The 24381-nt window shown below is 40.0% G+C and carries 18 protein-coding genes and 1 pseudogene; 7 read left to right on the plus strand and 12 right to left on the minus strand.

Annotated features, from left to right (window positions below):
• Positions 1–5: 5 nt before the first annotated feature.
• Positions 6–3044 (minus strand): annotated as a pseudogene (locus ACYQ3L_RS17785) (SusC/RagA family TonB-linked outer membrane protein).
• Positions 3045–3320: 276 nt separating this feature from the next.
• Here ACYQ3L_RS17785 and ACYQ3L_RS17790 point away from each other — a divergent pair.
• Together ACYQ3L_RS17790 and ACYQ3L_RS17795 are read left to right on the plus strand one after the other, a co-directional pair.
• A complete protein-coding gene (locus ACYQ3L_RS17790) occupies positions 3321–3539 on the plus strand; it encodes a helix-turn-helix domain-containing protein (RefSeq protein WP_291109166.1) in 219 nt (72 codons plus the stop codon).
• A 400-nt stretch (positions 3540–3939) separates the two neighbouring features.
• Positions 3940–4767, plus strand: a complete 828-nt coding sequence (locus tag ACYQ3L_RS17795) for a zinc metalloprotease (protein ID WP_380001031.1) — start codon at positions 3940–3942, stop codon at positions 4765–4767.
• A gap of 109 nt (positions 4768–4876) precedes the next feature.
• On the opposite strand, the gene ACYQ3L_RS17800 is transcribed toward ACYQ3L_RS17795, so the two are convergent.
• The 6 genes from ACYQ3L_RS17800 to ACYQ3L_RS17825 all read right to left on the minus strand — a co-directional run bounded on the left by ACYQ3L_RS17800 (position 4877) and on the right by ACYQ3L_RS17825 (position 10747).
• Positions 4877–7288, minus strand: coding sequence for a TonB-dependent receptor domain-containing protein (locus tag ACYQ3L_RS17800; RefSeq protein WP_380001033.1), 2412 nt, complete (start codon positions 7286–7288; stop codon positions 4877–4879).
• A 367-nt stretch (positions 7289–7655) separates the two neighbouring features.
• Positions 7656–9158 (minus strand): hypothetical protein, encoded by a 1503-nt coding sequence (locus ACYQ3L_RS17805; RefSeq protein ID WP_380001035.1) that lies wholly within the window; start codon positions 9156–9158, stop codon positions 7656–7658.
• A gap of 21 nt (positions 9159–9179) precedes the next feature.
• Positions 9180–9353: a hypothetical protein gene (locus tag ACYQ3L_RS17810; RefSeq protein ID WP_380001037.1), complete on the minus strand. Its 174-nt coding sequence runs from the start codon at positions 9351–9353 to the stop codon at positions 9180–9182.
• Positions 9354–9362: 9 nt separating this feature from the next.
• A complete protein-coding gene (locus tag ACYQ3L_RS17815) occupies positions 9363–9746 on the minus strand; it encodes a hypothetical protein (protein ID WP_380001039.1) in 384 nt (127 codons plus the stop codon).
• Between the two features lie 76 nt (positions 9747–9822).
• On the minus strand, positions 9823–10149 hold the full coding sequence (locus ACYQ3L_RS17820; RefSeq protein WP_291109160.1) for a hypothetical protein: 327 nt from the start codon (positions 10147–10149) through the stop codon (positions 9823–9825).
• A gap of 292 nt (positions 10150–10441) precedes the next feature.
• Positions 10442–10747, minus strand: coding sequence for a hypothetical protein (locus ACYQ3L_RS17825; protein WP_291109159.1), 306 nt, complete (start codon positions 10745–10747; stop codon positions 10442–10444).
• Between the two features lie 962 nt (positions 10748–11709).
• Between ACYQ3L_RS17825 and ACYQ3L_RS17830 the strand changes: the two genes are divergently transcribed.
• Together ACYQ3L_RS17830 and ACYQ3L_RS17835 are read left to right on the plus strand one after the other, a co-directional pair.
• The gene (locus ACYQ3L_RS17830) at positions 11710–12216 is read left to right on the plus strand and encodes a DUF6712 family protein (protein WP_380001042.1); all 507 of its coding nucleotides are present in this window, start codon (positions 11710–11712) and stop codon (positions 12214–12216) included.
• Between the two features lie 304 nt (positions 12217–12520).
• Positions 12521–14290 carry a hypothetical protein gene (locus tag ACYQ3L_RS17835; protein WP_380001044.1) on the plus strand — a complete coding sequence of 590 codons (1770 nt, stop codon included), beginning with the start codon at positions 12521–12523 and terminating at the stop codon, positions 14288–14290.
• Positions 14291–14369: 79 nt separating this feature from the next.
• Here the strand turns inward: ACYQ3L_RS17835 and ACYQ3L_RS17840 are convergent, their stop codons facing one another.
• Complete coding sequence (locus ACYQ3L_RS17840; RefSeq protein WP_459952373.1) at positions 14370–15593, minus strand: IS4 family transposase; 1224 nt, start codon at positions 15591–15593, stop codon at positions 14370–14372.
• Between the two features lie 427 nt (positions 15594–16020).
• Here ACYQ3L_RS17840 and ACYQ3L_RS17845 point away from each other — a divergent pair, with 427 nt between their 5' ends.
• From ACYQ3L_RS17845 to ACYQ3L_RS17855, 3 genes are all read left to right on the plus strand, one after another.
• Positions 16021–16920, plus strand: coding sequence for a sugar phosphate isomerase/epimerase family protein (locus ACYQ3L_RS17845; RefSeq protein WP_380001949.1), 900 nt, complete (start codon positions 16021–16023; stop codon positions 16918–16920).
• A gap of 171 nt (positions 16921–17091) precedes the next feature.
• Positions 17092–17703 (plus strand): DUF4230 domain-containing protein, encoded by a 612-nt coding sequence (locus ACYQ3L_RS17850; protein WP_380001947.1) that lies wholly within the window; start codon positions 17092–17094, stop codon positions 17701–17703.
• A gap of 124 nt (positions 17704–17827) precedes the next feature.
• On the plus strand, positions 17828–18961 hold the full coding sequence (locus ACYQ3L_RS17855; protein WP_380001945.1) for an MBL fold metallo-hydrolase: 1134 nt from the start codon (positions 17828–17830) through the stop codon (positions 18959–18961).
• A 51-nt stretch (positions 18962–19012) separates the two neighbouring features.
• On the opposite strand, the gene ACYQ3L_RS17860 is transcribed toward ACYQ3L_RS17855, so the two are convergent.
• The 4 genes from ACYQ3L_RS17860 to ACYQ3L_RS17875 all read right to left on the minus strand — a co-directional run bounded on the left by ACYQ3L_RS17860 (position 19013) and on the right by ACYQ3L_RS17875 (position 24323).
• Positions 19013–20140, minus strand: coding sequence for a hypothetical protein (locus ACYQ3L_RS17860; RefSeq protein WP_380001943.1), 1128 nt, complete (start codon positions 20138–20140; stop codon positions 19013–19015).
• Between the two features lie 238 nt (positions 20141–20378).
• A complete protein-coding gene (locus ACYQ3L_RS17865; protein ID WP_380001941.1) occupies positions 20379–22082 on the minus strand; it encodes a tetratricopeptide repeat protein in 1704 nt (567 codons plus the stop codon).
• A gap of 77 nt (positions 22083–22159) precedes the next feature.
• On the minus strand, positions 22160–22546 hold the full coding sequence (locus ACYQ3L_RS17870) for a DUF3244 domain-containing protein (RefSeq protein ID WP_380001939.1): 387 nt from the start codon (positions 22544–22546) through the stop codon (positions 22160–22162).
• Positions 22547–22616: 70 nt separating this feature from the next.
• The gene (locus ACYQ3L_RS17875) at positions 22617–24323 is read right to left on the minus strand and encodes a tetratricopeptide repeat protein (RefSeq protein ID WP_380001937.1); all 1707 of its coding nucleotides are present in this window, start codon (positions 24321–24323) and stop codon (positions 22617–22619) included.
• Between the last annotated feature and the right edge of the window lie 58 nt (positions 24324–24381).

Below are 24381 nucleotides of genomic sequence, written 5' to 3' on the forward strand. Positions count from 1 at the left end.
TGTATTTAAAAATTTAACTGAAGACCAAAAGTATAAGTACGCGTCATCGGGTAGAAACTACCGTCCCAGAATTTTTCCGTACCGCCGTCCCAATTGGTGATATTCACTTCGGGATTCATACCGCTGTAACCGGTGATAGTAGCGACATTACCCACAGTCCCGTAAACACGTATGCGGTCTACAAACTTCGTATATTTCCTCATCGGCAGGGTATAACCCAGTGTAATGGCGTCGATTTTGAGGAATGTGCCGTCCTCGAGATAATAGTCGCAAATCTGCTTTTCTCCCTTGATATGGGCAAACTTCCCGTAAGCATCTTTCAGTACGTTGGTGTTGCCACGTCCCTGAATACCGAAATACATATTTATGGTATTGTACACATCAAAGTCTATCCAGCTGCGCAAGCTGATACCCAGATCGAAATTTTTATATGCGAGTGTGTTGCGCCAGCCTACGATCAGCTTTGGCAGGTAATTGCCCATATACTGTTTATCGTTCTCGGTCTTCTGAGCAGCCGGTATCACTCCCCCGTCTTTGTTGTAAAGAAGGAAACCTCCATCGTCATCGAACCCTGCAAATTTCCAGATGTAGAACGAACCTATCTTCGAACCTTCCTCTATACGTGCAGCATCACCCGGAGTTCCCGGAGCAACGAAGCCATTACCGTTGTAATAAGTATTGTTGCCCCACAAGCTGAGTATCTTACCCGAATTGTGGCTGAGGTTCATATTGGTAGTCCATGTGAAATCTTTTGTACGGATAATATCTCCGCCAAATTCGAATTCCCAGCCTTTACTTTCCATACTGCCGATATTCTGCCATTGAGAACCCTGCGTGAAAGGCGGTTGAGGTACTTTTACGTTGTAAAGAAGATTATCTATCTTACGGCGATAGTAATCGAACTTACCATAAAAACGGTCGCCGAACAGTGAGTAATCGACACCCAGATTCCATTCTTTGTTCTCTTCCCATCCCAGTTTGGCATTTACGTTTTGCGACTTGCCGAAGGAGTATGCCCATGTCCCGTCAGGAAGCATCCAGTAAGCATCTGAACTCAACATATCAGCCATATAAGAGGAACTGAAATCGTTGTTACCCGTTACTCCATAACCGAAACGCACTTTGAGGTCTTTGAGCCATGTGAGGCCTTTCATGAAACTTTCGCCGGAGATGCGCCATCCTGCCGATACCGACCAGAAGTTGGCCCAACGGTTATCGGCGGCAAATTTGGATGAACCTTCGTGACGAAGAGATACCTGCAACAGGTATTTGTCCTGGAATGAGTAGTTGGCACGCCCGAACACCGAAAACAGACGTTCTGTGATATTTTTACTTGAGGCCAGATTTGCCTTCCCATCGCTGCGGTACGAACCTACCCCGATATTCCAGAATTTGAGACCGTCCACATCGAAGTCGAAGTTTTCCATGCTAAATCCTTCGCCGTTGTTTTCGAAGTAAGAGTAACCGGCTGTAGTATTCAGTACATGGCCTCCATTAAATTCCCTGATATAGTTCACATATCCTTCCGATGTTAGGTTTTCGGTTTTACTGAAACTAAGATATGCGGCTCCCCTGCGCGATTCTTCCAGTTCGGTGCGATGATAGCGTGACCTGTAGAAGTGGTATTCCCACTGGCGGTTTTCGTAACCTATTGTCTGCGTATAAGACAGGCCGGGGATGGGTTTTACATTCAGCTTGAAAGTAACTTCGGGCTTGAACCATTTGTCCAGTCCTTCGTAAGCACTCAGCTTTGCGTCGGCTACTACGTTATAGTCCAGCGACTCGTTGAGCCATACGTTATAGCCGGTTTCACTATCCGGATCGTAAGGCGAACGTGTAGGGTTGTTTCGCATGGCCTGCTGGAAAGCAGGGATATTGTTGTTTCTCCATGCCTGACGGTAATCGACATTCGGGCGCACTTCGAGCCAGTCGTCAAACAGTTTGAAATTGGCATTGAAACGTCCGCCATAATCCTCACGCTCGTCACTGAGCGAGATACCTTGATTTTTTTCGTAAAAAAACGATGTATAGACCTGCGCTTTCTCTGTTCCCATATCTATAGCAATATGGTGTTTGTGAGAGAAGTTGCCGTCGTTTATCATTTCATCTCACCAGTCTGTGTCCGACCCGTAATCGGTACCTATGCCATGTTCGGCATATTCGCGTCCGGTAAGTATCTGTGGCGCCCTGTAGGTCTGTTTCTTTGTTAGTTCGTTGCTGTAAGTCAATTTCACTTTACCATTGGTATTAGAACCGCTTTTGGTGGTAATCAGTATTACCCCTGAAGTGGCACGCGTACCGTAGATGGCTCCGGCAGAAGCATCTTTAAGTACATCTATCGACTTGATATCGTCTTGTGTAAGTGAACGTATATCTCCACCCGGGAATCCGTCGATAACAATGAGCGGCGCCTTTCCGGCATTGATGGAAGTAAGGCCGCGTAACTGGAATGTAGTACCGGCATTGGCACTCCCTATATTATTCATAATAAGCCCGCTGATACGTCCCTGTAGCGAAGCAGATATATCGGAGCCACCTACACCTACCATCAGGTCTTTTCCCGAGATGGAAGTAACGGCACTGGTAACCTGTTTTTTATCCAGTGTCCCATATCCGATTACCACAACTTCTTCGAGTGCCTGAGCGTCTTCCGATAAGTTTACATTTATGGTTTGCTGACTGCCTACCGGAACTTCTTTAGGTATAAAACCTACAAATGATATTACCAGCACGGCATTATCGGGTACATTATTTAAAATGACTTTTCCATCCGCATCCGCAATATTTCCGTTAGTAGTTCCTTTTACTACCACGTTGGCACCGATGAGAGGCCCATCCGCGTCAGTTACAGTTATGGAAACTGTCCGTCCTTTTTGCAAAGGGGAAGTTTCATGAGAGACAGCCTTTTTCTCAGCATTTCCATCGGCAGCGTGGACATTCGGTGCACAGAAGAGGAATAATCCGAAAGTTGCAATTGCCAAAGATGAAAACGACCTACATAAAGATCCTGAATTCAGGACATTAATTTGTTGATGTGCTTTCATTAATTTTCAATAAGATTCGTTAATAATAATGCATTAAATCGTTAAAAATAATCTGAATACAGTATAAATCCGGGCATTTTCTGTACACAGAGGTTCTGATCCATGGTTTCATGTTTTCATATCTACCTCCTTCTATAAATCTGTTAAACATTAAGGCATAATGTGTTAAATCTGATTTTCAATAAAATAGCCTTTAACACAAACTATCATATATGATTGTTGTGATACAAACATAATCAATTTTCTTTAACAAACAATCATTAATGATAGAAATTCATGGATAAAGAAATTTTAGTTAAAAAGGTAGGTTTAAAGATTAGGGAGATAAGAGAGAGTAGAAATATGAGCATGATGGATTTAGCAGATAAGCTTGATATAGAATACAATAATCTCATAAGAATAGAGAAGGGACGTACTAATCCTACCCTGGGTACTTTATATAAAATATGTCAGGCATTAGAGGTAAAATTAATCGATATTGTAAATGTTGAATGATATATAAACTGAATAGGACGATTATGAAAGGCAAAAACTACAAATAAAAATTATTAATTTTTTTATAGTTGTTGTTAATACTTACAAACGTCTTTTTAAAAAAGAAGATCCTTCCGGTCGCCATATCGATATATTCCGGTATGGCAAGTCAAAGATATTGCAGATATAGGAATAAAAGCGTGTATGTTACTTCACATCCTCATATCACTCCTATTTTCTTCTCATTAACAGCGTTTTTATTATTTTTCTTGTTTTTTTCTGTCTTATTTATGGAATCCATCTAAAAATTCCCTCTATATTACATCAAACAAATATAAATTAATATATTTGTAGTAAAGGGGGATGTGCGTCGGACGTTTTTGACAGCGCATTTATGTGAATCTACGTAATACCGAAAAACATGGTGAAGTATGCTAAATATACCATATTCTCCTTGATAATCCTATCCACAACGACAGGGTTGGTATCGTTCGTATATGAAAATGCCGCAGTAAAGGAAACCCGCCGGTTCAATGCAGACAAATTCAGGGAAACAGGATATAATGAAGATGAGCTCAGCCTGTTCTGTGATGTGGCATTCATGTTCGAAAACTCCCGGATACGCAAATGGGACAGGGATATAAAGGTGGAAATTAAGAATATCGGCGAACTTAGCCAACAATCAATTGACGAGGTAGATTCCGTCATCGCCATCCTTGCCCCACTGATTGCCCCGTTGAAAATGGAACGTGTAAACAGAGGTGGCAACCTGCATGTGTACAGGCGCGTACCCGAAGTGATATCGAACAGGCTGCCGCAATCTGTCTGTCTGAATGGAATGTCGAAAGTAAACCGCAAATCGTCTTACTCATGGAGTATTAATTTTGCAGTCATCTACGATGGTTGTCATGCCAGTTCGCAAACGCTGATACATGAATTTCAACATGCACTGGGACTCGACCATCCTATCAAACTATACCCTTATTATGTAACTATCGGCAGGTCGGTAATTCCGCAATTCTTCCGTTCACAGGACGAAATAAGGCATATGATGAAAGAACCTTTCTATATCTCGAAAGAGGAAAAGACAGTCTTAAAAATGCTTTACTCGTCCGAAATTAGGCCGGGACTGCATGTGGAAACGTTTGCACAAAAGATGGGATTTACAGATGCAGAGCGCAAACTGATGATTCCGGATGTAAACAAACGTCCTCGCATTATCATTTATCCTGAGGAAGAAAAGAAATAAGATATAGTCTGGATTTAAAGAATCAAAGATTGCAAGATCACCAAAATGTCTATATATAATGCCGGTGTGGAATTTCCGTGCCGGCATTATATATTTAACAAATAATACATTAGTGATTCGTACCTTCAAATAAGTCGTGATTTTCCTTACCCTGGGCACTCTTCGCCTTGAAGTTATTGAATGTATAACTAAGGCTTAATGTAATCAGCGGATAATTGGGTCTTATATGCGTCACCGATTTCAGGTTTGCCGTACTTATATTGCTTACATAGCGTGCCGAATTGAATACATCGCGGAAAGACAGGGTGGCATTCAGTTTCCTGTTGAGTAGCTGCTGACGTACTGCCAGATTCACATACCAGAATGAATTGGTTTTCCCTTGGGTGGTCACAGATGGCCCCACAAAGTTACCATCGAGTTGTACCCGGGTGTTTTTTCCGGCATCGTATGAATTGTTGAGGGTTATCTCATAATTGTTGCTGGTTTCGTCACCGCTTTCGGTCTTATATTCATTCTCTATTTTGTAATGGTAATAACTTCCGTTGAGATTGACATTCCATCTGCGTGTAGCCTGTATCTGTGCGCTGACCTCAAGGCCTGTTGAATAATCATGCCCTACATTTGCCATCGAATCCAGCGTCACCCCTGCCTGATACGGGACACGCAGACGCTCTATCTTATCCTTGCGGCTGCGGTGGAATACAGATGCAGAAAGTGAATGTTCGCCTATATTCTTCTTATAGTTCAGTTCGTAAGAATTGATGTATTCGTTGCGGATATCGGGATTGCCTATTTCGGCAGAATAATAGTCTCGATATGTAATGTACGGCTCCATAAAAAACAGTTCGGGACGCGTAATACGCCGTGAATAAGATGCCAGTATCTTATCCCCTCCCGGCAGGTTGTAACCGAGGTGTGCAGACGGGAAAAATTCAAATTTGTCATATGTACGGTTTGCCCATTCCTTCGAACTGCGAAGCACACGGTGGGTATGCTCGCCGCGAAGTCCCAGCTGAAAATCGAAACTCCCGTAACTGTCGGCCACTATCGCATAGATGGAATGTATGCCGTACTTGAAATAGAACGTATTATAAATATCATCGCGCCAATAAAATTCCCTCTTCTCCGGATTCCAGAACTGCATGCTGTAATCACCGTCTTCGAGATAGGAGAAATACTGATAACCGCCTTCTATACGTCCTGTTTCACGGTATGGGAATATGTAATCGAGATTTCCGCGCATAGTCCAGCGGTGCTCATCTTCCCATGCCCTGTGTCCCTGCTGGCGTTCACCCTGGTAGTTGAACAGGTCGCTCTGAAAATATTCCATGGCATCGCCACCGTATTTCAGGTAATAACTTCCTGTGAGGTCGTGCCCTTTATCATTAAACTTATGGGCAAACCCGGCTGTTCCCTGATAATATGTTTCATGCAGGTCATAGTCATCATGGCTGATATAATCGCCGCTACCCAGAGGCAAGCCGGCTTTAGTCTGTTCCTCCTTGTAATCGAGATCACCCTTGCGTGTACGTCCGCCATAGCCGCCCTGGACATCCACATTGAACGTGGTTCTGGGTAATGTGTACATCCAGCCCGCTTTTAGCGAATAGTCGAAATTGTTGCTTTCGCGTGGCCCGTCCGAATCGGATATGGTGGTCACATCGGATACAATGGTGGTTTTCTCCTGCCTGAATTTACTTTTGCGCAGTCTGTCGTTCCATCCGCCACCCAGATACCAGCGCGAAGCCTTATCCTGTTGTGTGAGCAGGAAATCTACGCCACGCGACAGCATAGTGCTTCCCGTAAGGTTTACCATGCCGTTCAGTCCCTGCTGAGAATGTTTTTTGGTGATGATATTGATAATGCCTACGTCGCCTCCTGTATCGTGACGGGCCGACGGGGTGGTGATTATCTCTATATTTTCGATATGCCCCGACGGTATTTGTTCCAGTGCCTGCGAACCGCTAAAGACACTCGGCTTACCGTCTACATAAACTGCAAAGCCATTGCTGCCCCTGAATGTTACTTCTCCTTCGGCATCGACACGGACAGAGGGTGTATTTTCGAGTATATCGACTGCCGAACCTCCGCTTGCGAGCAGATTATTGGATGCATCTATTACTTTTTTATCAAGTTTATAGATTACCTGTCTTTTCTGCGCCACTATCTCCACTTCGGCCAGGCCATGTTCGAGCGGTTGCATTTCTATTGTACCCAGATTGAGTACCGGAGCAGACACATTGAGTACAATACCGGAGCGTGTATATACATCAAAGCCCACAGCCCTTACCAGCAGGGAATATTCTCCGTCTTTAATGTCAGACAGGGTAAAAGCTCCGTCTGTCTGGGGCAGGGTATGCGATACGGGATCTATTTTCCCTTTTTCTATAAGGATTATATCGGCATAATCTATCGGTGTACTCTTTCCGGCTTCTACGACTTTCCCTTTTATGCGTGGAATGGAAGCGGATACAGTGAGGGCAAGACACAACAGTGTTGACAAAAAAAACAGGCACTTCATTATCGTTAATCAGGTATTTTATAAAAATGTGTACAAATATAATATGAATAATAGTACATTAACTATTTTATTTATATACAAATGTTAAAGATGAGAAATATGTCAGTAATGTATAATAATTTGTCTGTAACAGAACACTCCTTTTGACTTGTTGTCCTGCAACAGAAGACGGCAATTACATCTTGTTCTCCGGGAAATAAGCGCACATTTATATACAAATTAACAAATATCCCCGAAAGTTCACTATTCTCCCGGGGGTATTTTTGAGTCAGAGATTTAAGACCTGGATACTATAGCGGTTGCCTGCGCCATTCTTAATTATTTCTCATTGTATAGATAACTTACTTTTATTTTGATGAATGTTTAATTAGTTTCCGGACCATTTATCCACCTGTACAGCATCTTCCTGCGCACGGATTATATCCGTTACGGCCACTTTAGGCTCTATACGAATGCCTTTGATGGCATTTATCAGGGCTTCGTTGTCTCCGGAAGAACCCGACTCTATGCGAATGTTCTTAATGGCATGTACCAACGCATCGTTGTCCGAAGAAAAATTAGGGGCTAAAAACGGTGCAGGCATCATCCCTCCCACTGCAAATTCCCGTTGAAATGGCAGCTCGAAACCCTGTGATGCTCTGGCGAAAAATCCGGTAACATCGGAGGGTGTTAATTCTTTACGTTGGGAATTTATATAACGAACCAAGCCTATATTTTTACTCGTTGATTCTCTGTTTATAACATATTCACCGCCCTCTACTTCTATATTTGTGCCTTCGATACGCATGCCGCCTTGTGAGTGGCGTTTGCCATTAAGCAGTCCTCCGTCCTGCATGTATTTTAGTTGCTCAGTCATTATTTTCACTTGTATTCCTCCCTGCAATCCAACCAATGCTGCTAATGCAACGTTCAGAGGCCAGGGATATGCCCCTAATGTTTTCGTTACCCCTCCGGCTACGTCACTGATTGCCTGTGCTATTTTTACCACATGTTCCGCTTTATCCTTTATCCTCTTGAGTTTAGCTATCTGTTCCTCTTTTTTTGCTTTTTTTTCTTCCGCTTTTGCTTTTTCTTCTGTCGCTTTTCTGTCTAATGCTGCTTTTTCAGCTTCTATACGCTGTTTTTCATCTAATACTTTCTGTTCGCTCTGAAAGATGATATCGTTGGCTTCTTTTATCTTTTTCGCCTTATCTGCCGATGCTTCTTCTTCCTGTTTCTTCAATTCGTTTAGTTGTTCTAATCTATCTTTGGCATCTTCGATTTCTTTTTGTTGCTCAGGAGACATTTCATCCCAGCCCGCAACTTCTTTATACCCACCGCTTTCGGTATCCTTCTCTAATCCGTAATCTTTTTCTAATTCCGATATCTTTCCTGAATATCTGCCGACATTGCTGTCGTTGACTCCTTTTTCAGCCGTCAGCCTGTCTACTTCCAGTTCTTTTTTCTTGTCTTTGGCTTCCTGTTCCAGTTCTTTTATTTGCTTATCTAGTTCGGCTTTCTTTCTGGTAGTGCTTTCGGTTATATATGTCTTTTCTTGTTCATATAGGGCTTTTTGTTTTGCATTTATGTCGTCTAAAGGTTTGGTTATACTACTGATATTATCATACAGTGCCTTAAATTGAGAACTATCATCCCATGCTGTACTTTTGGTTAGTTCATCGACTGTATTCTTTATTATTTTTGTGCTTTCGCTCGCTTTTTGAATCGCATTATCGCTCTGTTTATTCCATTTATCAAGAAACGAAATATTAGATTCTTCAATTTTTGCGTTTATTTCCACTACCTTTTTTTGCAGGCTATCTAGAGCTGCTTTCTTTTCTTCCTGAGCTTTCTTAAATTCTTCGCTATCCTTATCGTAGTGCGTACTCATAGCATCGTATTGAATACCTGTCTACAAAATAGCGGATTCAATTTCCGATTTATAGCCTTTCAAATCTCCAATAAAACTTTCATATGTTTTCAGATTGGCGTCTTTAATCCTCTTACCTTTCTCTATATACTTCACTTCTATATCGGTCAAAGACTTTTCAATAAGTTCTTTATTCTTGTTTGTCCGGTCCGCCAATAGTGTAGTTTACATCTCGGAAGAGTTCGTTACCATTGTCAGATAACTTTCCATAACAACGGGCAGTTTCTTCACTGTAGCCTTTATAGAAGACAGAATACTTTCGTCTGATTTCCTGATACTTTTAACCAGTTCCTGCGCTGCTTCTCTGTTCTTGCCGATAGCCTGCTCGGTATGGGCGCTAAGCTCTGAGACAGTAGCTCCTATTTTGGCGACATGCAAAATAGCATCATCTGATATTTCGACAAATCCTGTCCTCAAGACTTCTGCGATAATATTTGCCGATATAGGAAGTTCTTTCATTTTTATCTCTACCTTATCCAAATTATCAGCCAGTTTCTCTACATTTTCTGTACCGTTTACTTTAATTACTAATTCTTTCGTTTTTTTCATAATGCTTTTTAGAGTATAGATAAAGTAATTGAAAAATGATAATAAAAATCAGGCTTTTTTATACTCAAATTATATATTACTTCACTTTCACCACTGACATATTATTACGATATCTTATTTCAGGCTTTTTATTTGTAATAATATGAGTTGGTATATCTTTAATACTTATCCCACAATATTCATAGTTATCAATGGAGAACGGCTTTGCTATCTTACTATTCTCATAAATAAAAAACGTCATTTCATTTTCATCAGCACTGGCAGTCTGTTCTATTTTCAGTGCAGAGAGGTCTAGGTCGCTGGCCTGAGCCTTGGTGACGAAGTCTACGTCTTTGATGATAAGCACTCCTAAAAATATTGCTATCACTGTCAGTACAATCTTAGTGTAAAGGTCTGTTTTCATAATGCGAAGTATTTATTTGTTAATATTATCTACAAATGTAGACGAATATTTTAGATAAAGGTTTAAAAATCACAAGGCGATTGCTAATTTCACCTCTCCATCATTTTTATCTCTACCTTATCCAAATTATCAGCCAGTTTTTCTACATTTTCTGTACCATTTACTTTAATTACTAATTCTTTCGTTTTTTTCATAATGCTTTTTAGAGTATAGATAAAGTTATTTGAAAATGATAACAAAAAAGCCTGAGAAATAACTCAGGCTTTTTATCAATGTTTTATATAACTATCACTCACTTTGATATTAATATAGGAATACCATTTAGATAATTGCCTCTATATCCAAAATACTTTTCAATACTATATTCATTATAACCATTTATAGACGTCCCTCCATACTGCATCAAATTCACATCTATCGGTTTACTAACACTCACAATATTTACATCTATTACTTCTTTTTGTACCGGTAAAGCCTGTATTTGATTGTTTTGGGAAGCGTAAGCCGATGATATTACATCGTTATTTTTAAAGAAATTAGCGACTAAAGCTATTGCTATCACTGTCAGTACAATCTTGGTGTAAAGGTCTGTTTTCATAATCCGAGGTATTTATTTGTTAATATTGTCTACTAAAGAAATCCGTTACCTGTATTACAAATATAGTAATTAATCATTATCAAACAGAGACTCATTGGGCTATAAAGACACCCTTTTTAATAAGAATAAAAATAAAGGCTTCAAAAAACAAAAAAGACTTGCAATACATCTATATTATTGCAAGTCTTCCCCGTTTTAAAATTTCGGAATGTGAAGTTTAAAATTTGGCTAAAGCGACTACATAAGTGTTTAATTAATGATAAGCATGCTAAGCCAGCAATGCATTCAAAGAGTAATTAATCGCAAAAGGCTGCCCATCGCCGAGCAGTATTTTTTATCGACTAAGATGGCAGCTTTTTTTTAACCAAGTAAGTTTTATTATGTAAGAACGTTGTATGCATCACAAATATAGGGATAATTACGGGAAAAGATGAATATATTGTGTTAAAACAACTCATTGATACAGTTAATTAATTCGCTGGTTACCAGAATATTCAAATTAAATATTTTAAGTTAATTTTGACTTTGGCAACAATATTATATAGTAGCAGCACTCTGTCTTTTCCGGAGGCGAACTGTTTTCCTTAAATTATGTTATTATCTATTCATAAATCTACTTCATTATCGTAATGTTATTATATTTGGAAAAATTATAATACAGCATGTGCATGAGTGGGCATGCAAAATAAGACCTGACATGTTACTCTTAATAGAAGCTTCACGGGTTACCCGAAACTAAAATTCATACAGGCATAAAAAGAAAAACAGCCATATATGATGATAATCAGCCGATAAAAATATTTATTATTTTAATACTTATGTTTTCCCATAGTATTAAGGTAAGGTTAGTTGAGAAAACGGGTTGTTGCGAAACAACCTTTTCTCTTTTGTATATTTTACCTGTCAGAATTTTGAATCAGGTTTATCAAATAAAAAAAAGTTTATCTATATAGTAAAAAGCTATGAAAGAACTAATACAATTACCGTTGATAAGTGAAAAACTATTTAAAATGCATTCACCTATTACAGCCAATACCGATATCACCGAGTTTATACCTTATATCTGTATTGCGCAGGAACTTCACATCGCCGGCATATTGGGCGAACCGCTAATGGACGAATTACGCGGACAAGTATCAACCAATACCTTAACTCCTGAAAACAGTGACTTGATACTGAAAATTGCACCGGTCTTATCTTTCTGTTCTGTATATCAGGCTCTGCCGTTCCATTGGGCGACTATCGTAAACAAGGGTATTACAATACGCGAGAGCGAAAACAGCAAAGGTGTGGATATCAAAGACCTTGCACAATTACGCCAGTGGATAAAGAATGATGCGGATGTGTTAAAACAGCAACTTGTGGATTTTCTGAACAATTGCCGGACTAACTATCCTTTGTGGCAACCGGAAAATAAATGCGAAAAGAATACAGGATTCGACAGCGGATTTTATTTTTCTAAACACTAGGCCAAGCCCCGGTATTCAATAATAATCTCTTCAATAAAAAGGCAGTTTAAACAAACTGCCTTTTTATTATCAACAACATTTAATACCATATACATCAATAACTTATTTCAACAAAAAAAACAATTATTCCGGTAAAACAAACTATTTCTTCTAAAATCACAGTACCCGTTTTTACGCTCAAAAAAAACGATTGAAATATTAACAAAATAAAGATAAAGGTCCATCAAACTAATTGAACAGATATTTGTTGAAATATATGAGACAACACAGAATGCATAAATCTTTTTGTTCAAATTATTGACTCATGAAATTAAGAATAAAGTCATTGACATCCATTCTGATAGTGATTTTAATGATGTCAGAGTTCCCGGCGCTTAGGGCACAAGTAACGATCGGTTCCAATATTCCTCCAAAAACAGGAGCCTTACTCGACCTCAAGGAAAGCGAGACCAGTGGCAGTAATTTAGTGAATTCTACCAAAGGACTATTATTACCACGTGTATCCCTCGTTAGCCGTCAGAGTATGGCCCCACTGATTGCCTCTGCCACCGAAGAAGAAAAAAGACAATCGGCTGGCATGATTGTATATAATTTGCTGCAAACACCAGACCTGTTTCCAGGCCTTAACATCTGGGATGGGACTAAGTGGGTACTCGTTGCCAGCATAGACTGCATATCCAATGTAATAACGGCCGAGTTTACAGTAGCCTCCACTACTGTCAGAGGCTCTTATGTAAAAGGAGTCGACCTCACTCCGTTAAACTTTTTAAGCATTGTCCTCGATATTTCGGTCCCGGGAAAATATATTATTACCGGAACCACAGGCAATGGGTATGACTATCTTCTATCCGGTGAATTCCCAGCTACAGGGGTGCAAACGGTCAATGTTCCCGGAGGTGGCACACCGGTTTTAGCAACCAGTGACCTTAGTGAAGTGCCAGATACTATAAGTGTAAAAATCAATAATGAGGAAGTGTCTTTGCCCAACAGGGTACTTAGTAAGCCATCAGACTATCTTGTGGACTGCAATACATTGACCGTGAACGGAACATATGTGGCAGGAGCATCTCTAAACCCTGCAACAAACTATCTTACAATACAAGGTATAACCACAGCCCCCTCGGCAGGGGGATCATATGAGATAAAAACAGACACGGTCAACGGGTATTCTTTTACCAAATCAGGTTTGCTTACAAGCGGAGGCCAGACATTTACAATATCTCCCACCAACTTGACGGATAAACCGCTGGTACAGGGTCTGAACAATTTCACACTAACAACGAACAGCGGTTTGTCAGCGATTACATGTCCATTTACGATAAAAGCAATAAACCCTGCTTTGTCTATGTATATAAGTAACGTCGCATATGCCGGCTATCCCACCTCTATGACCAATATAGCCGGAAATATCAATAATTACGGACCAAACGGAATATACGATAAGGTGGAAAAGATAAATTCCACTACAGGTGCGAACGCCAATGTGATAACTAATATGACCAACAAAGCTACGGATGTGACCATCATCAATTACAGTATGACCATGAGTTCAACAGAGGCAGCAACAGCACTGGCATATATCAAAAGTGGAAAAATTCTTATTTATGCTGTAGATAATACGACCGACCCGGTAGCAGGCGCAGTGTCGATAGTAGCAGGTTTGTTAGGGGTCAGCGCCTCCTCTGTGCTGGCTACCTATTCAACCACAACGAACGCCGAAGCGGGGATTATAATAAACTCGACCACACTGACGTCGCCGAACAGTAATATTATCAATGGACCTTTCGGGAATACATCCGGCTTATCCTTCGCCAGGGACGGCGATTATAACTGGAAGATAGATCTGGCTTCGTCGGTTACCGATACATCTGTTCGAAACCGGTTTACTCCGATAGCTAAAGTTTCGGACGGAACCGCACGAATCCTGCTGGTAGAGGATAGCAGTAGCAATGGCGCCCTCATTTTGCTGACAGACGGAGGTGCATGGGCTAATCTGGCTACAAGCGGCTATGAAACAAAAAAGACTCTTTTCAGCAACATTCTAGCCTGGGCTACAGACAGACTCAACAATTAGTATATCATCCTTCAAATTAAACTAAGGGCAGCCGGAAAGTCAGGAGTGGTCGGAAGAAATTCCGATCACTTTTTGTTTTCTACGTTTTGAAGAAAATAGAAGGATCACCACCACACTGCACAACAATCATAGATATAATCAGGTTTCTCAATTCCATGGAAAATCTTCTTTTAGCAGTTTTATATCCAAGTTTATTAGCCTGTTTATATATCAAGATAAGTATAGCCACAATCAAAGTCATATATAGGATAACTTTTATTCCATTTTTATTGAGTGACACAAGAGTACTCACATTTAGTTCCTGCTTTATAAATCGGAAGAATACTTCGATATCCCACCTTCGCCTGTAAGCGTCCGTAATATCTTTGGCTGATAAGTTAAGCACATTGGTGATAAACCAAAATTCTTTATCAGGATCATCTTTGCTTTGTGCTACAATTAAGCGAAAAGGTACTTCTACCAGCTCTTCTTTGTAATGGATATTACCTCGTTTATTATTAATAGGCTTACCGGTATATAAATAAACTTCACTATCTTTCAAAAGCATCAAACTACCCAAGTCTAGATCAATATCATCGCTTTTCAAGGATTTTAGTTCAACATGTTTTCGATTCTCTTTTGCTCTTATTATAAAAGGGATAGATTCTCCGGAAAAATCTTTCATGGTTCTAGCTGACTGCAATCCTCTGTCCAAAATGTAAATATTGTGATGTCCGGTTTCTTGTTTCACATGACTTCTTATAACCTCAGGTAAAGCTGTTTCTTCGCCAGAGTATTTGGAGTCTGTAAATATCTTAACATCACAAGGTAAAATGCCATCAAAAGCAATGCTATACTTAACTGACTTCTTTCCGTTTTTATGGTCAATACCTTCTTCTAAGAGTTTGCTACAAGCTTCACTTACCATTGAAGAATCAACTCGTATCAGATTATATTCCTCTTTTTCTGTCGATGAATAGGCTGCTGAGAATTGTTCATAAATACATTCATATATTTGTTTGAAGAAGTCCGCATCAATCTTAGAAAGCCGTTCTGATATGGAACTTCGGCGAACACTCTCTGATTTGTCTAAGTTAAAAAGCATCTTGAAGACTGGATCATTAAAGGTATCCTCTAAGGTTCGCTGACTTAATCTGTCATTCTCTAAAATGCCATACATCAAAAGGTAAAACAATTTCTTGCCATGCAGAACTTTTGAATAATAGTCAACTTTTGTATTTTCGGATAAATGACTTAAAAGTGCCTCTGGAATAACTCCCAATAGTTGATTTATTCCAATCCTATGATCTTTAAATATTGCCATAAATATATGATTATCAATACTTAAAGATAATAAAACTATGTGATAAAAACAAACATAATCAGCTTAATATCAAATGATTATATAAAAAAATAGTCGGAAGATATTTCTTCCGACCACTCCTGGCCGGAAAGTTGCCTTTTTCGTTTCCGGCTAATGAAAGATCAAAAAAAAGGCCACGATATCACATCGCAGACCTCTTTAACCTTAACACAAACTTTACAAAACTACATAAATACAACGCAGATTAACACTATAAAGTTGCGACACAGGCGTTAAATTTGGTTAATCCTAAAAGGACACATTTCACTATGAATAAAGCTAAAGATATGCCAGCCACTGCAAAATTCATCTTTTATATATATCCTGAACCGAACTTTTAATTATCTTTACCACTGCCAATTAAGATATGGCCTAATAAATCTGACATATGAAAAAAATCTGTAAATACCTATTGATTGCAGGCATACTATGCAGTTATGCATCTTGCAATACAAAAAACAAGCAACAATCGGAAGAATCTAACCGTACCGAGGCTGAAGCTTTAACCAAAGCCGAACAAAACGGATGGTACCTGTCATTACAGTCCTATACCTTTCATCGCTTCACTTTTGCCGAAGCACTCGACAAAACCCGTGAACTGGGAGTGAAATACATCGAAGTATTCCCCGGACACAGGCTGGGCGATAAATGGGGTGACAAAGTATTCGGTATAGACCTCACTGCCGAAGAACGCAAAGAGATAAAAGAATTTGCCGAGAGTAAAGGCATCAGAATAATTTCTACAGGGGTATATACCACGGATAACCCCGACAACTGGGAAAAAGAATTTATCCTGGCCAAAGACATGGGCATGGCATTCATATCCTGCGAACCGGCCGTAAAGGACTGGGACCTGATAGAAAGCCTTGTAAACAAATACGGCATCAAAATAGCCGTACACAACCATCCTCAGCCATCGGCCTATTGGAACCCCGACCTGCTGCTGGCACAGATATCCAACCGCAGTCCGATGATAGGCGCATGCTGCGACGTAGGTCACTGGCGTCGCGAAGGCTTAAACCAGATAGATTGCCTCAGGAAACTGGACGGACGCATCGTATCGCTGCATTTCAAGGATATAGCCGAAAAGAAAGAGGGTGAAACCGAACAACACGACGTTATCTGGGGAAAAGGCATACTCGATGTGGCAGGAATGCTGAAAATACTGAAATCGCAAAACTTTAAAGGATACATATCCATAGAATATGAAAACAACTGGGATAATTCCGTTCCCGACATAAAGCAATGTATCGACTACTATACAACAATAACTGAGGAATTTTTTTGAAAGTCTCCATACTTTATCGTTTGAAGCCGGAAGATTTCCGGCTTTTTATGTCTATGTAAAGTCTGTTTTTTATATCATTCAAAAAATTGAGAAAAACTATTACCCTGTCTGTTTGTTCTAAAAACAAATGCTTTTCGTACATTTACTTCAAATAGCAGAGAAACGCAATATATGTCCGGCAGAAATATAATAAAACAACGCAGTTATATCAATATGCTTGCTATCGGTATCCTTATCGGTGGCATTATCATGTACCTCTTTGGCGGTAAAGACAAAGGAGGTGACAAAGTGGAAGTTTCGCACAATATGATTGTAGAGAAAATAGAAAGCCTCGGCAATCTGGAAGTCTTGAAATACAACATTCAGGATATGGTGGAATACAAGAAAGTACGCCAGTGGCTGCCCAATGCCAAGACAGCGCTCATCGTATCGGGTGAAGTAATCTGCTGCATAGACCTCACACAGCTCAAACCCGGAGACATATACACCTCCGGCGATTCCATACGCCTGACTTTGCCCGCCCCGGAAGTCTGTCATGTAACCATAGATCACTCGGCTTCGCGTATCTACGATATGCAGTTTGGACTGTGGGAGTCGACACAGATAGCGGACGAAGCCTACCGTCAGGCCGAGAAGCAGTTACGCGAACAAGCTGAAAAACTGGATATGGACAGAAAAAGCCGCGACAGCGCAGTGAATCTGCTGCGCCCTATCTTGCAGGCAATGGGCTTCGAACACATACTTATTTCCTTCGGACAGGGAAAGGAATATAAGGAAAAATAAAAACCCAAGTTTGACACCATCCGATATTTATCCGGGAATCTATCATTCCTGGATCAGTGTTCTCTTTAAAGTTCCATATAAATTATGGCACAAATTTTGCTTTTAACATAAAAATAGAAACTTCATGAAGCCGAAAACTAAAAAGAGAATCAAAAGGGCAATGATCATAACACTTTCAGTCGTAGCATTACTAGCTGTCACAGTTGCAATATTCATCAATCAGCCAAGTTTCGGCAGCACACCAAGCGGGAAACGTAAGGAACGGGTCAAGAACTCACCGAACTACAGGGACGGAAAATTCCGGAATCTGAGCCACACACCGCAACTAACAGGAGATAAGGGATATATAGGTATTATGTACGAGTTTCTTTTTGTCAAACACGAACGTGTGACTCCTGCCAGTAAAATTCCTTCAGTGAAAACCGACTTGCTGCATCTTGACCGGAATAATGATATACTCGTCTGGTTCGGGCATTCATCTTATTTTATACAGATAGACGGCAAGCGCATACTGGCCGATCCGGTATTCAGTAAGGCTGCATCGCCCGTTTCTTTTGCCAACAGGGCTTTCGATGGAGCTGACGGATATAAGGCTGAAGATATACCTGATATAGATTACTTATTTATTTCGCACGATCACTGGGATCATCTCGATTACAAAAGTGTAATGGCGCTTAAAGGCCGCACAGGTAAAGTAATTTGCGGACTGGGCGTAGCAGAGCACTTCGAAAGATGGGGCTTTGATATGAATAAGGTTGTAGAACTGGACTGGAACGAGGATGCCGTTATCGGTGACGGATTTACGACCTATTGCCTTCCTGCGCGGCATTTTTCGGGTCGGGGGCTTTCACCGAACCAGTCGTTATGGGCTTCATTCCTCCTGCAAACGCCTACAATGAATATCTATATGGGCGGCGACAGCGGATATGACACACATTTTGCCAAAATAGGTGAACGCTTCGGCAAGATAGATCTGGCGATACTCGAAAACGGACAATATGGCACAGGATGGAAATATATACATATGACGCCTGAAGAAGTGGTGCAGGCAACCAAAGATTTACATACAGAAACACTGTTCCCGGTACATTCGTCTAAATATGCCCTTGCAAACCATTCATGGGACGATCCGCTGAAAAGGGTAACTGCTGCAAGCAAAGAAGAAAATATACGCCTGCTGACCCCAATGATAGGCGAAACGGTGAATCTGAAAGACAGCACGCAGACATTTAAAGAATGGTGGGTGGGGATTGAATAAAAAGAAAAGGGTACGAACTTTAAAGTCCGTACCCACACATGAAATACAAAACTAATTGCTGCTATCCGTAGCAAGCTCTTTCACTATATCCAAATCTTCCACCACCAAGCGTTTATATCCGTTATTGATGGTAAAAATACTTAGCGTATCCAATATTTTGCGGCGAAGCTGGTGGATAACCGTATGGTTGTAAAGCACATATGAATTGATTATCTCATTGGCATTTCCGCTCAGGTTGCCCGAACCTGACAGGCCTGCCAGTGTCGGCGAAGTGAGGCGGTGGGCGGATATGATTTTCTGGAAAATAATCTCATCCACATTGTTGTACAGATCGGCGTTGTTGCTTGCGGTATATGATGTCACCACGGGCTTTACTTCCTGGCTTTCTCCCCAGAGCACAACGATGCTGTTTGCCCCGTTAGTACCTGCATAGCTGCTTTCGATATCTTTCTGGAATTGTTCTTTCTGCTCCTCTGCCGGATTACTCGGCATGGTAATAATGGTAGAAGGTACAAAACCATTGTTGATAGAGTTGCAGTAAAATTTACCCAGCAATCCGTCCGCTTCTATATAGTTCAATGCGGAATAATACTGAGGAACAGGATAATAATCAAGGCTCGGCTCATAATCCTTATAATAGAAAAGATACGGAACGCCTTTCTGCATTTCTTCAGCTCCATAAGCTTTTATTTCTACCGGAGCGAATTTCCCGTATGTCTTACGCCAGTCGTTAGAGAGGAAGAAGCTGAGATAAGTACCGAATTCGTTGACCTCCCCTACCCTCACTTTACTGAAATCGGTATGATAAAGGCTTATGGTCTTGCCGTTTTGGTTCAGTATCACCTGAAAACAATATCCGCCAAAAGTCACATAATCTTTAGCTATTTTTTCTATTAATGCATCCCAGTCGCCGGCAGGGTTGGGTTGTCCGTAATATTCCCCGTCCTTCACTCCTGTTCCGCAAATATAAGTCACTTTATTGTCTATCACGGCTTTGTTGATTGCCGATTCGTTGTTCAGTTCAATGATTCGCTGCGGCAACAGATTATCACGGTCGTAACTTACCCAGCCTTTTGTATTGCGGGTGAATGTCGGGTATGATTTTACCGATCGGGACAATTTAATTACAGCATAATTAGCTTCTGTCGAATGTTGTTTCATATTTTCTGTTTTTTCCATTGGTGTTTTTAGAGTATAGATAAATTATTTTGATTTTGATAACAGAATGAATGAGTTTTATTTAACTTCGTCCGTTCAAAACACGATCACATATGCATACCAAATCGACAACAGACGAGATAAGGGAAAGATTCGACTGTGGTATTAAATAATGAATCAGGCAATGCACACACCTAACCAAAACTATAGAAATATTAAAAAAGAAAATGGTTTGAATACAGAGGAAAACCGGATAATATCAGTCTTCGTTGTCTTCTGCAAATAATATTTGCCCGATATCATCTTTCGGCATCCCTGCCTTGAGTAATTTATTCCGTAAATCCAGTTTGCGGAAATTCATATTCTCTTTGTGCGGACGTACACCCAGCAGGATTGCAACATCATTGCGTTTGTATCCGCAATAGTAGAGCATAAAAAGCAATAATTCCTTATCTTTCAGCGATGAAAGCACACTCTCTCCGTATGGCAGTTTCTGAAAATGTTCTTTAGCCTGTCCCACAAGCTGCTCATTGGTATTCTGCCGGAAACTTTCCACCATCTTCTTTATTTTCACATAAAGTTCGGGTTCTTCTTTGGCTCCGAACTCTTTGGCCAGTGATTTCACCTGCTTATCTATTTCCACCCATTCGGTTACAATATTACGGTATATTCCCTGCATATATGTCAGGCTTTCATCCTGATGTTCAAGAAGTTTCTGCTGAACCTGCGACTGGTCTTCCAGCAACTTATTTCGTTCGTCTATCCTCTGGCGTTTGAGCCGCATAGTCCTGTTATTGAAATAGGTTACAACCAGAATGATTAATATCACCGATACGCCTATCAGCAAATACAGGTAATTGCGCATATTCAGGCGGTCTACCTCTTTTTGGTGGAGGGTGGCTTTGTGTCTACGATCAGCCTCGGCTATTCTATCAAAGTTATTGGCTTCATTGATTTCCTGAAGAGCCTCCTTATGTAAATTACTGTAATGCAACGCATTCTTGTAATCACCACTCTTTTGATAAAACTCAGCAAGAGAATTATACATATCCCGTCGGGAATAGACATAAGCATTTTTCCATACGTCTTCTTTAAACAGGCTGGCATAATGTTTTGCCGAGTCGAGTCGATTGGCTGTATTGTATAACTTCATTAAACCTATATGGATACGCTGTGCTTCTTCGGGATTTGAAGTCTCCGAAAATGCAGTGCGTAAATATTCCCCAGCTTTTACATACTCCCGCTGCTCGCGAAGTGTTATTCCCAGCATATGTATAAATATAACATGAAAATCATGGTTATGAAACTGATCCGACATCTGTAGACCTTTCTCAAAATAATAATATGCACTATCCATTTTTCCGGTACTATAAAACGAAAGACCGATAGTCTTTATTACATTTAACCGGCTACTTTCGGTACTCCTATTTTTCGGGTAATAATTCAATGTTTTTCTGAAATTAACGATAGCACTGTCATATACGTTTTTCTCATAGTAAAAATTGCCTATGGAATGCTGGCTTTTGGAAAGTAGTAAACTGTCGTTTGCTATCCGGGCATAATGTTCTGCCAGCATAAAATACTCCAGTTCTTTTTCAGTTATCTTATTTTCGTGATATACGCTTGCTGTATAGTAGTTTGCTAAAGCTGCCTGATAGGGATTGTCCTCTTTGTCGAAATATTTTTGGGCTTCAAATATCAATGTATCCTTTCTTATATCCTGATATGTTTTATATCTGGCCTGAATATCCGCCACAATATATTGCATATAATTGCCTCTATCCATTTCTTCAGGGCTACGAATAGAATCGAGTAACAGAAGAGCGGCTGCCGGATTACTTTCTATTTTACTCTGAGCCTGAACCAATAAATCAACAGAACGATTATTCGTTTTACAAGAATTAAAGAAGAGAATTAGTAATAGGCAAGATATACAACTTCCCCAAAATACTATTTTTTTCATTGAATAAAACTCCACAAACAGGTTCGGGAGATATCTCCCGAACCATTTTAATTAACTATTTTATTTTAGAATAAGTATCAGTCAATTTCAAAACTCCCGTACTTATTCAGAGTCCCGGTTCTGTTCTTAATTGTAATGATATATGTATCAGCCGGAAGTGTATTTACATCAACCGACAATATTTTCGATTGTGATGTATTGATACTACTTTCGTAATATACCGTACCGTTTATATCTTTCACAACTATATCCACAAGACCTGCGTTGGCCGTAAATGTAACTTCAACGCTGTTATTATCTGTAAGCGTTGCAGTTATCGGTGGAAGGGCGATTCTGCGCGGGTTCACTCCTGGACCGCCTTCGCCATTACCGTCATTCTTTAAATCAATCGGGGCATCGGAAGCATAAACAATTCCCCCAAAAGACAACATAATAAACACTAAAAAGTAAATTTTTGTTCTCATAATAGATTAATTTTTAAATTATTGCGTGTTCTAAGCTGGCATTTATTGCCAATCGATAAAGTTAGATATTTTAATTTGCATTTTCTTCCGAAAATAATATTTTTTCAATAACCTCCTGTTGCATCCCGGCTTTGAGCAGCTTATTCCTCAGGTTCAATTTACGGAAAGCCATGTTATCCTTGTGCGGATTCACTCCTAACAAGATCGCCACATCGTTGCGCTTGTATCCGCAATAGTAGAGCATGAACAACAAAAAGTCCTTGTCTTTGAGTACCGAAATGGCATTTTCGCCGTAAGGTTGTTTCAGGAAAAATTCTTTTGCCTGCCCTACAAGCTGATGATTAGTATTTTCCTTGAAGCCCTCTATCATTTGTTTTATCTTCATATAGAGTTCAGGTTCTTCCTTTACACCGAATTCTTTCGCGAGCGTTTTCACTTTTTTATCGATATCCACCCATTCGTCTACTATGCTGCGATATATATCCTGCATATATGTAAGGTTTTTGTGCTGTTGTTCGAGCAGTTTTTCCTGAACCTGCGATTGCTCCTCCAGCAGCTTGTTTCGCTCGGTAATTCTCTGACGTTTGAGTTGCGATGCTTTCTTACAGGAACAGGTTAATACCAGTATAATCAGTATCAGCGATATAGTGCCCAGCGTGTAGAGATTATTACGCAGACGCATGCCTGCCAGTTCTTTCTGTTCTATAATAGCTTTATATCTCCTGTCGGCTTCGGCCAGTTTATTAGAACTGTCGGCCTCTTTTATTTTACGGGTAGTGGCATCATATAAGCTGTTGTAGTAAAGCGCCGCTTTATAATTACCGCTTTTTTTATAATAATCCGAGATAGCGGCATAGCTTTCCTGTATGGTGTAAATATATGTCATCTCAGGAATGTACTTAATCAACAGGTCTGTATACTGCCTTGCAGAATCCAGCTTATCCATATCATTATATAGCAAGAGCATACTAAGGCAGATGCGCCGCAACTCATTCTGGTCTGCGGTTTTGTCCAATGCTTTTTGCAAATAGGATTCTGACCTTTGTAGGTTTCCTAAATCACGATAGATTATACCTTGCAAATGAGTAAAAGAAGTCAAATAAGGCTTATTGTCAAACTCTTTCGCTAATTGCATGCCTTTATCAGCATAAACCATTGCGCTATCTAACTTCCCTGCCACTTCATAAGAAAAACTCATATAAAACAGTGTGTGCAACCTGTATATCTCCACCTTTGAAGATGTTGCATAAAATTTTAAAGCCTGCCGATAATTAACAATGGCACTATCCACCATATTTTTCCGGTGATACAAGTTACCGATCCAATGGAAGCTTTTGCCTGCCAAAATACTGTCATGCGCTTTTTGGGCATAATATACTGCCAGTTTAAAATGTTCCAGCTCTTTATCCGCAAATTCATTCAGATTATATAAAATACCCGTATGGTAATGGGCTAAAGCCGATTGATGAATATTTTTCTGATTATCAAAATATTTATATGCGTCGAAGATTAGTGTGTCATTCTTTATATCAGGCCTGTGAACATTAGATTTCGCCTGTACTCTCGTTACTATATATTGCATATAGTTATCCTCACTCATTTGCTCCGGATTATGGATAGAATCAAGTAGGAGAAGAGCTTCAGATGGATTATCCTCTACTTTATTTTGTGCTTTTATTAATAATTCCGCCGAATGATTATCTTTTTTGCAGGAATAGAAAAAGAAAATTAGAAGTAGACAAAGTATATAACTTTTACCAAATACTATATTTTTCATTAAACTAAGACCTAGAATCGAAAAGGTCCGGGCTGGTAATCCCGAACCCCTCTAAGAT

The sequence above is a fragment of the Dysgonomonas termitidis genome (assembly GCF_054657735.1).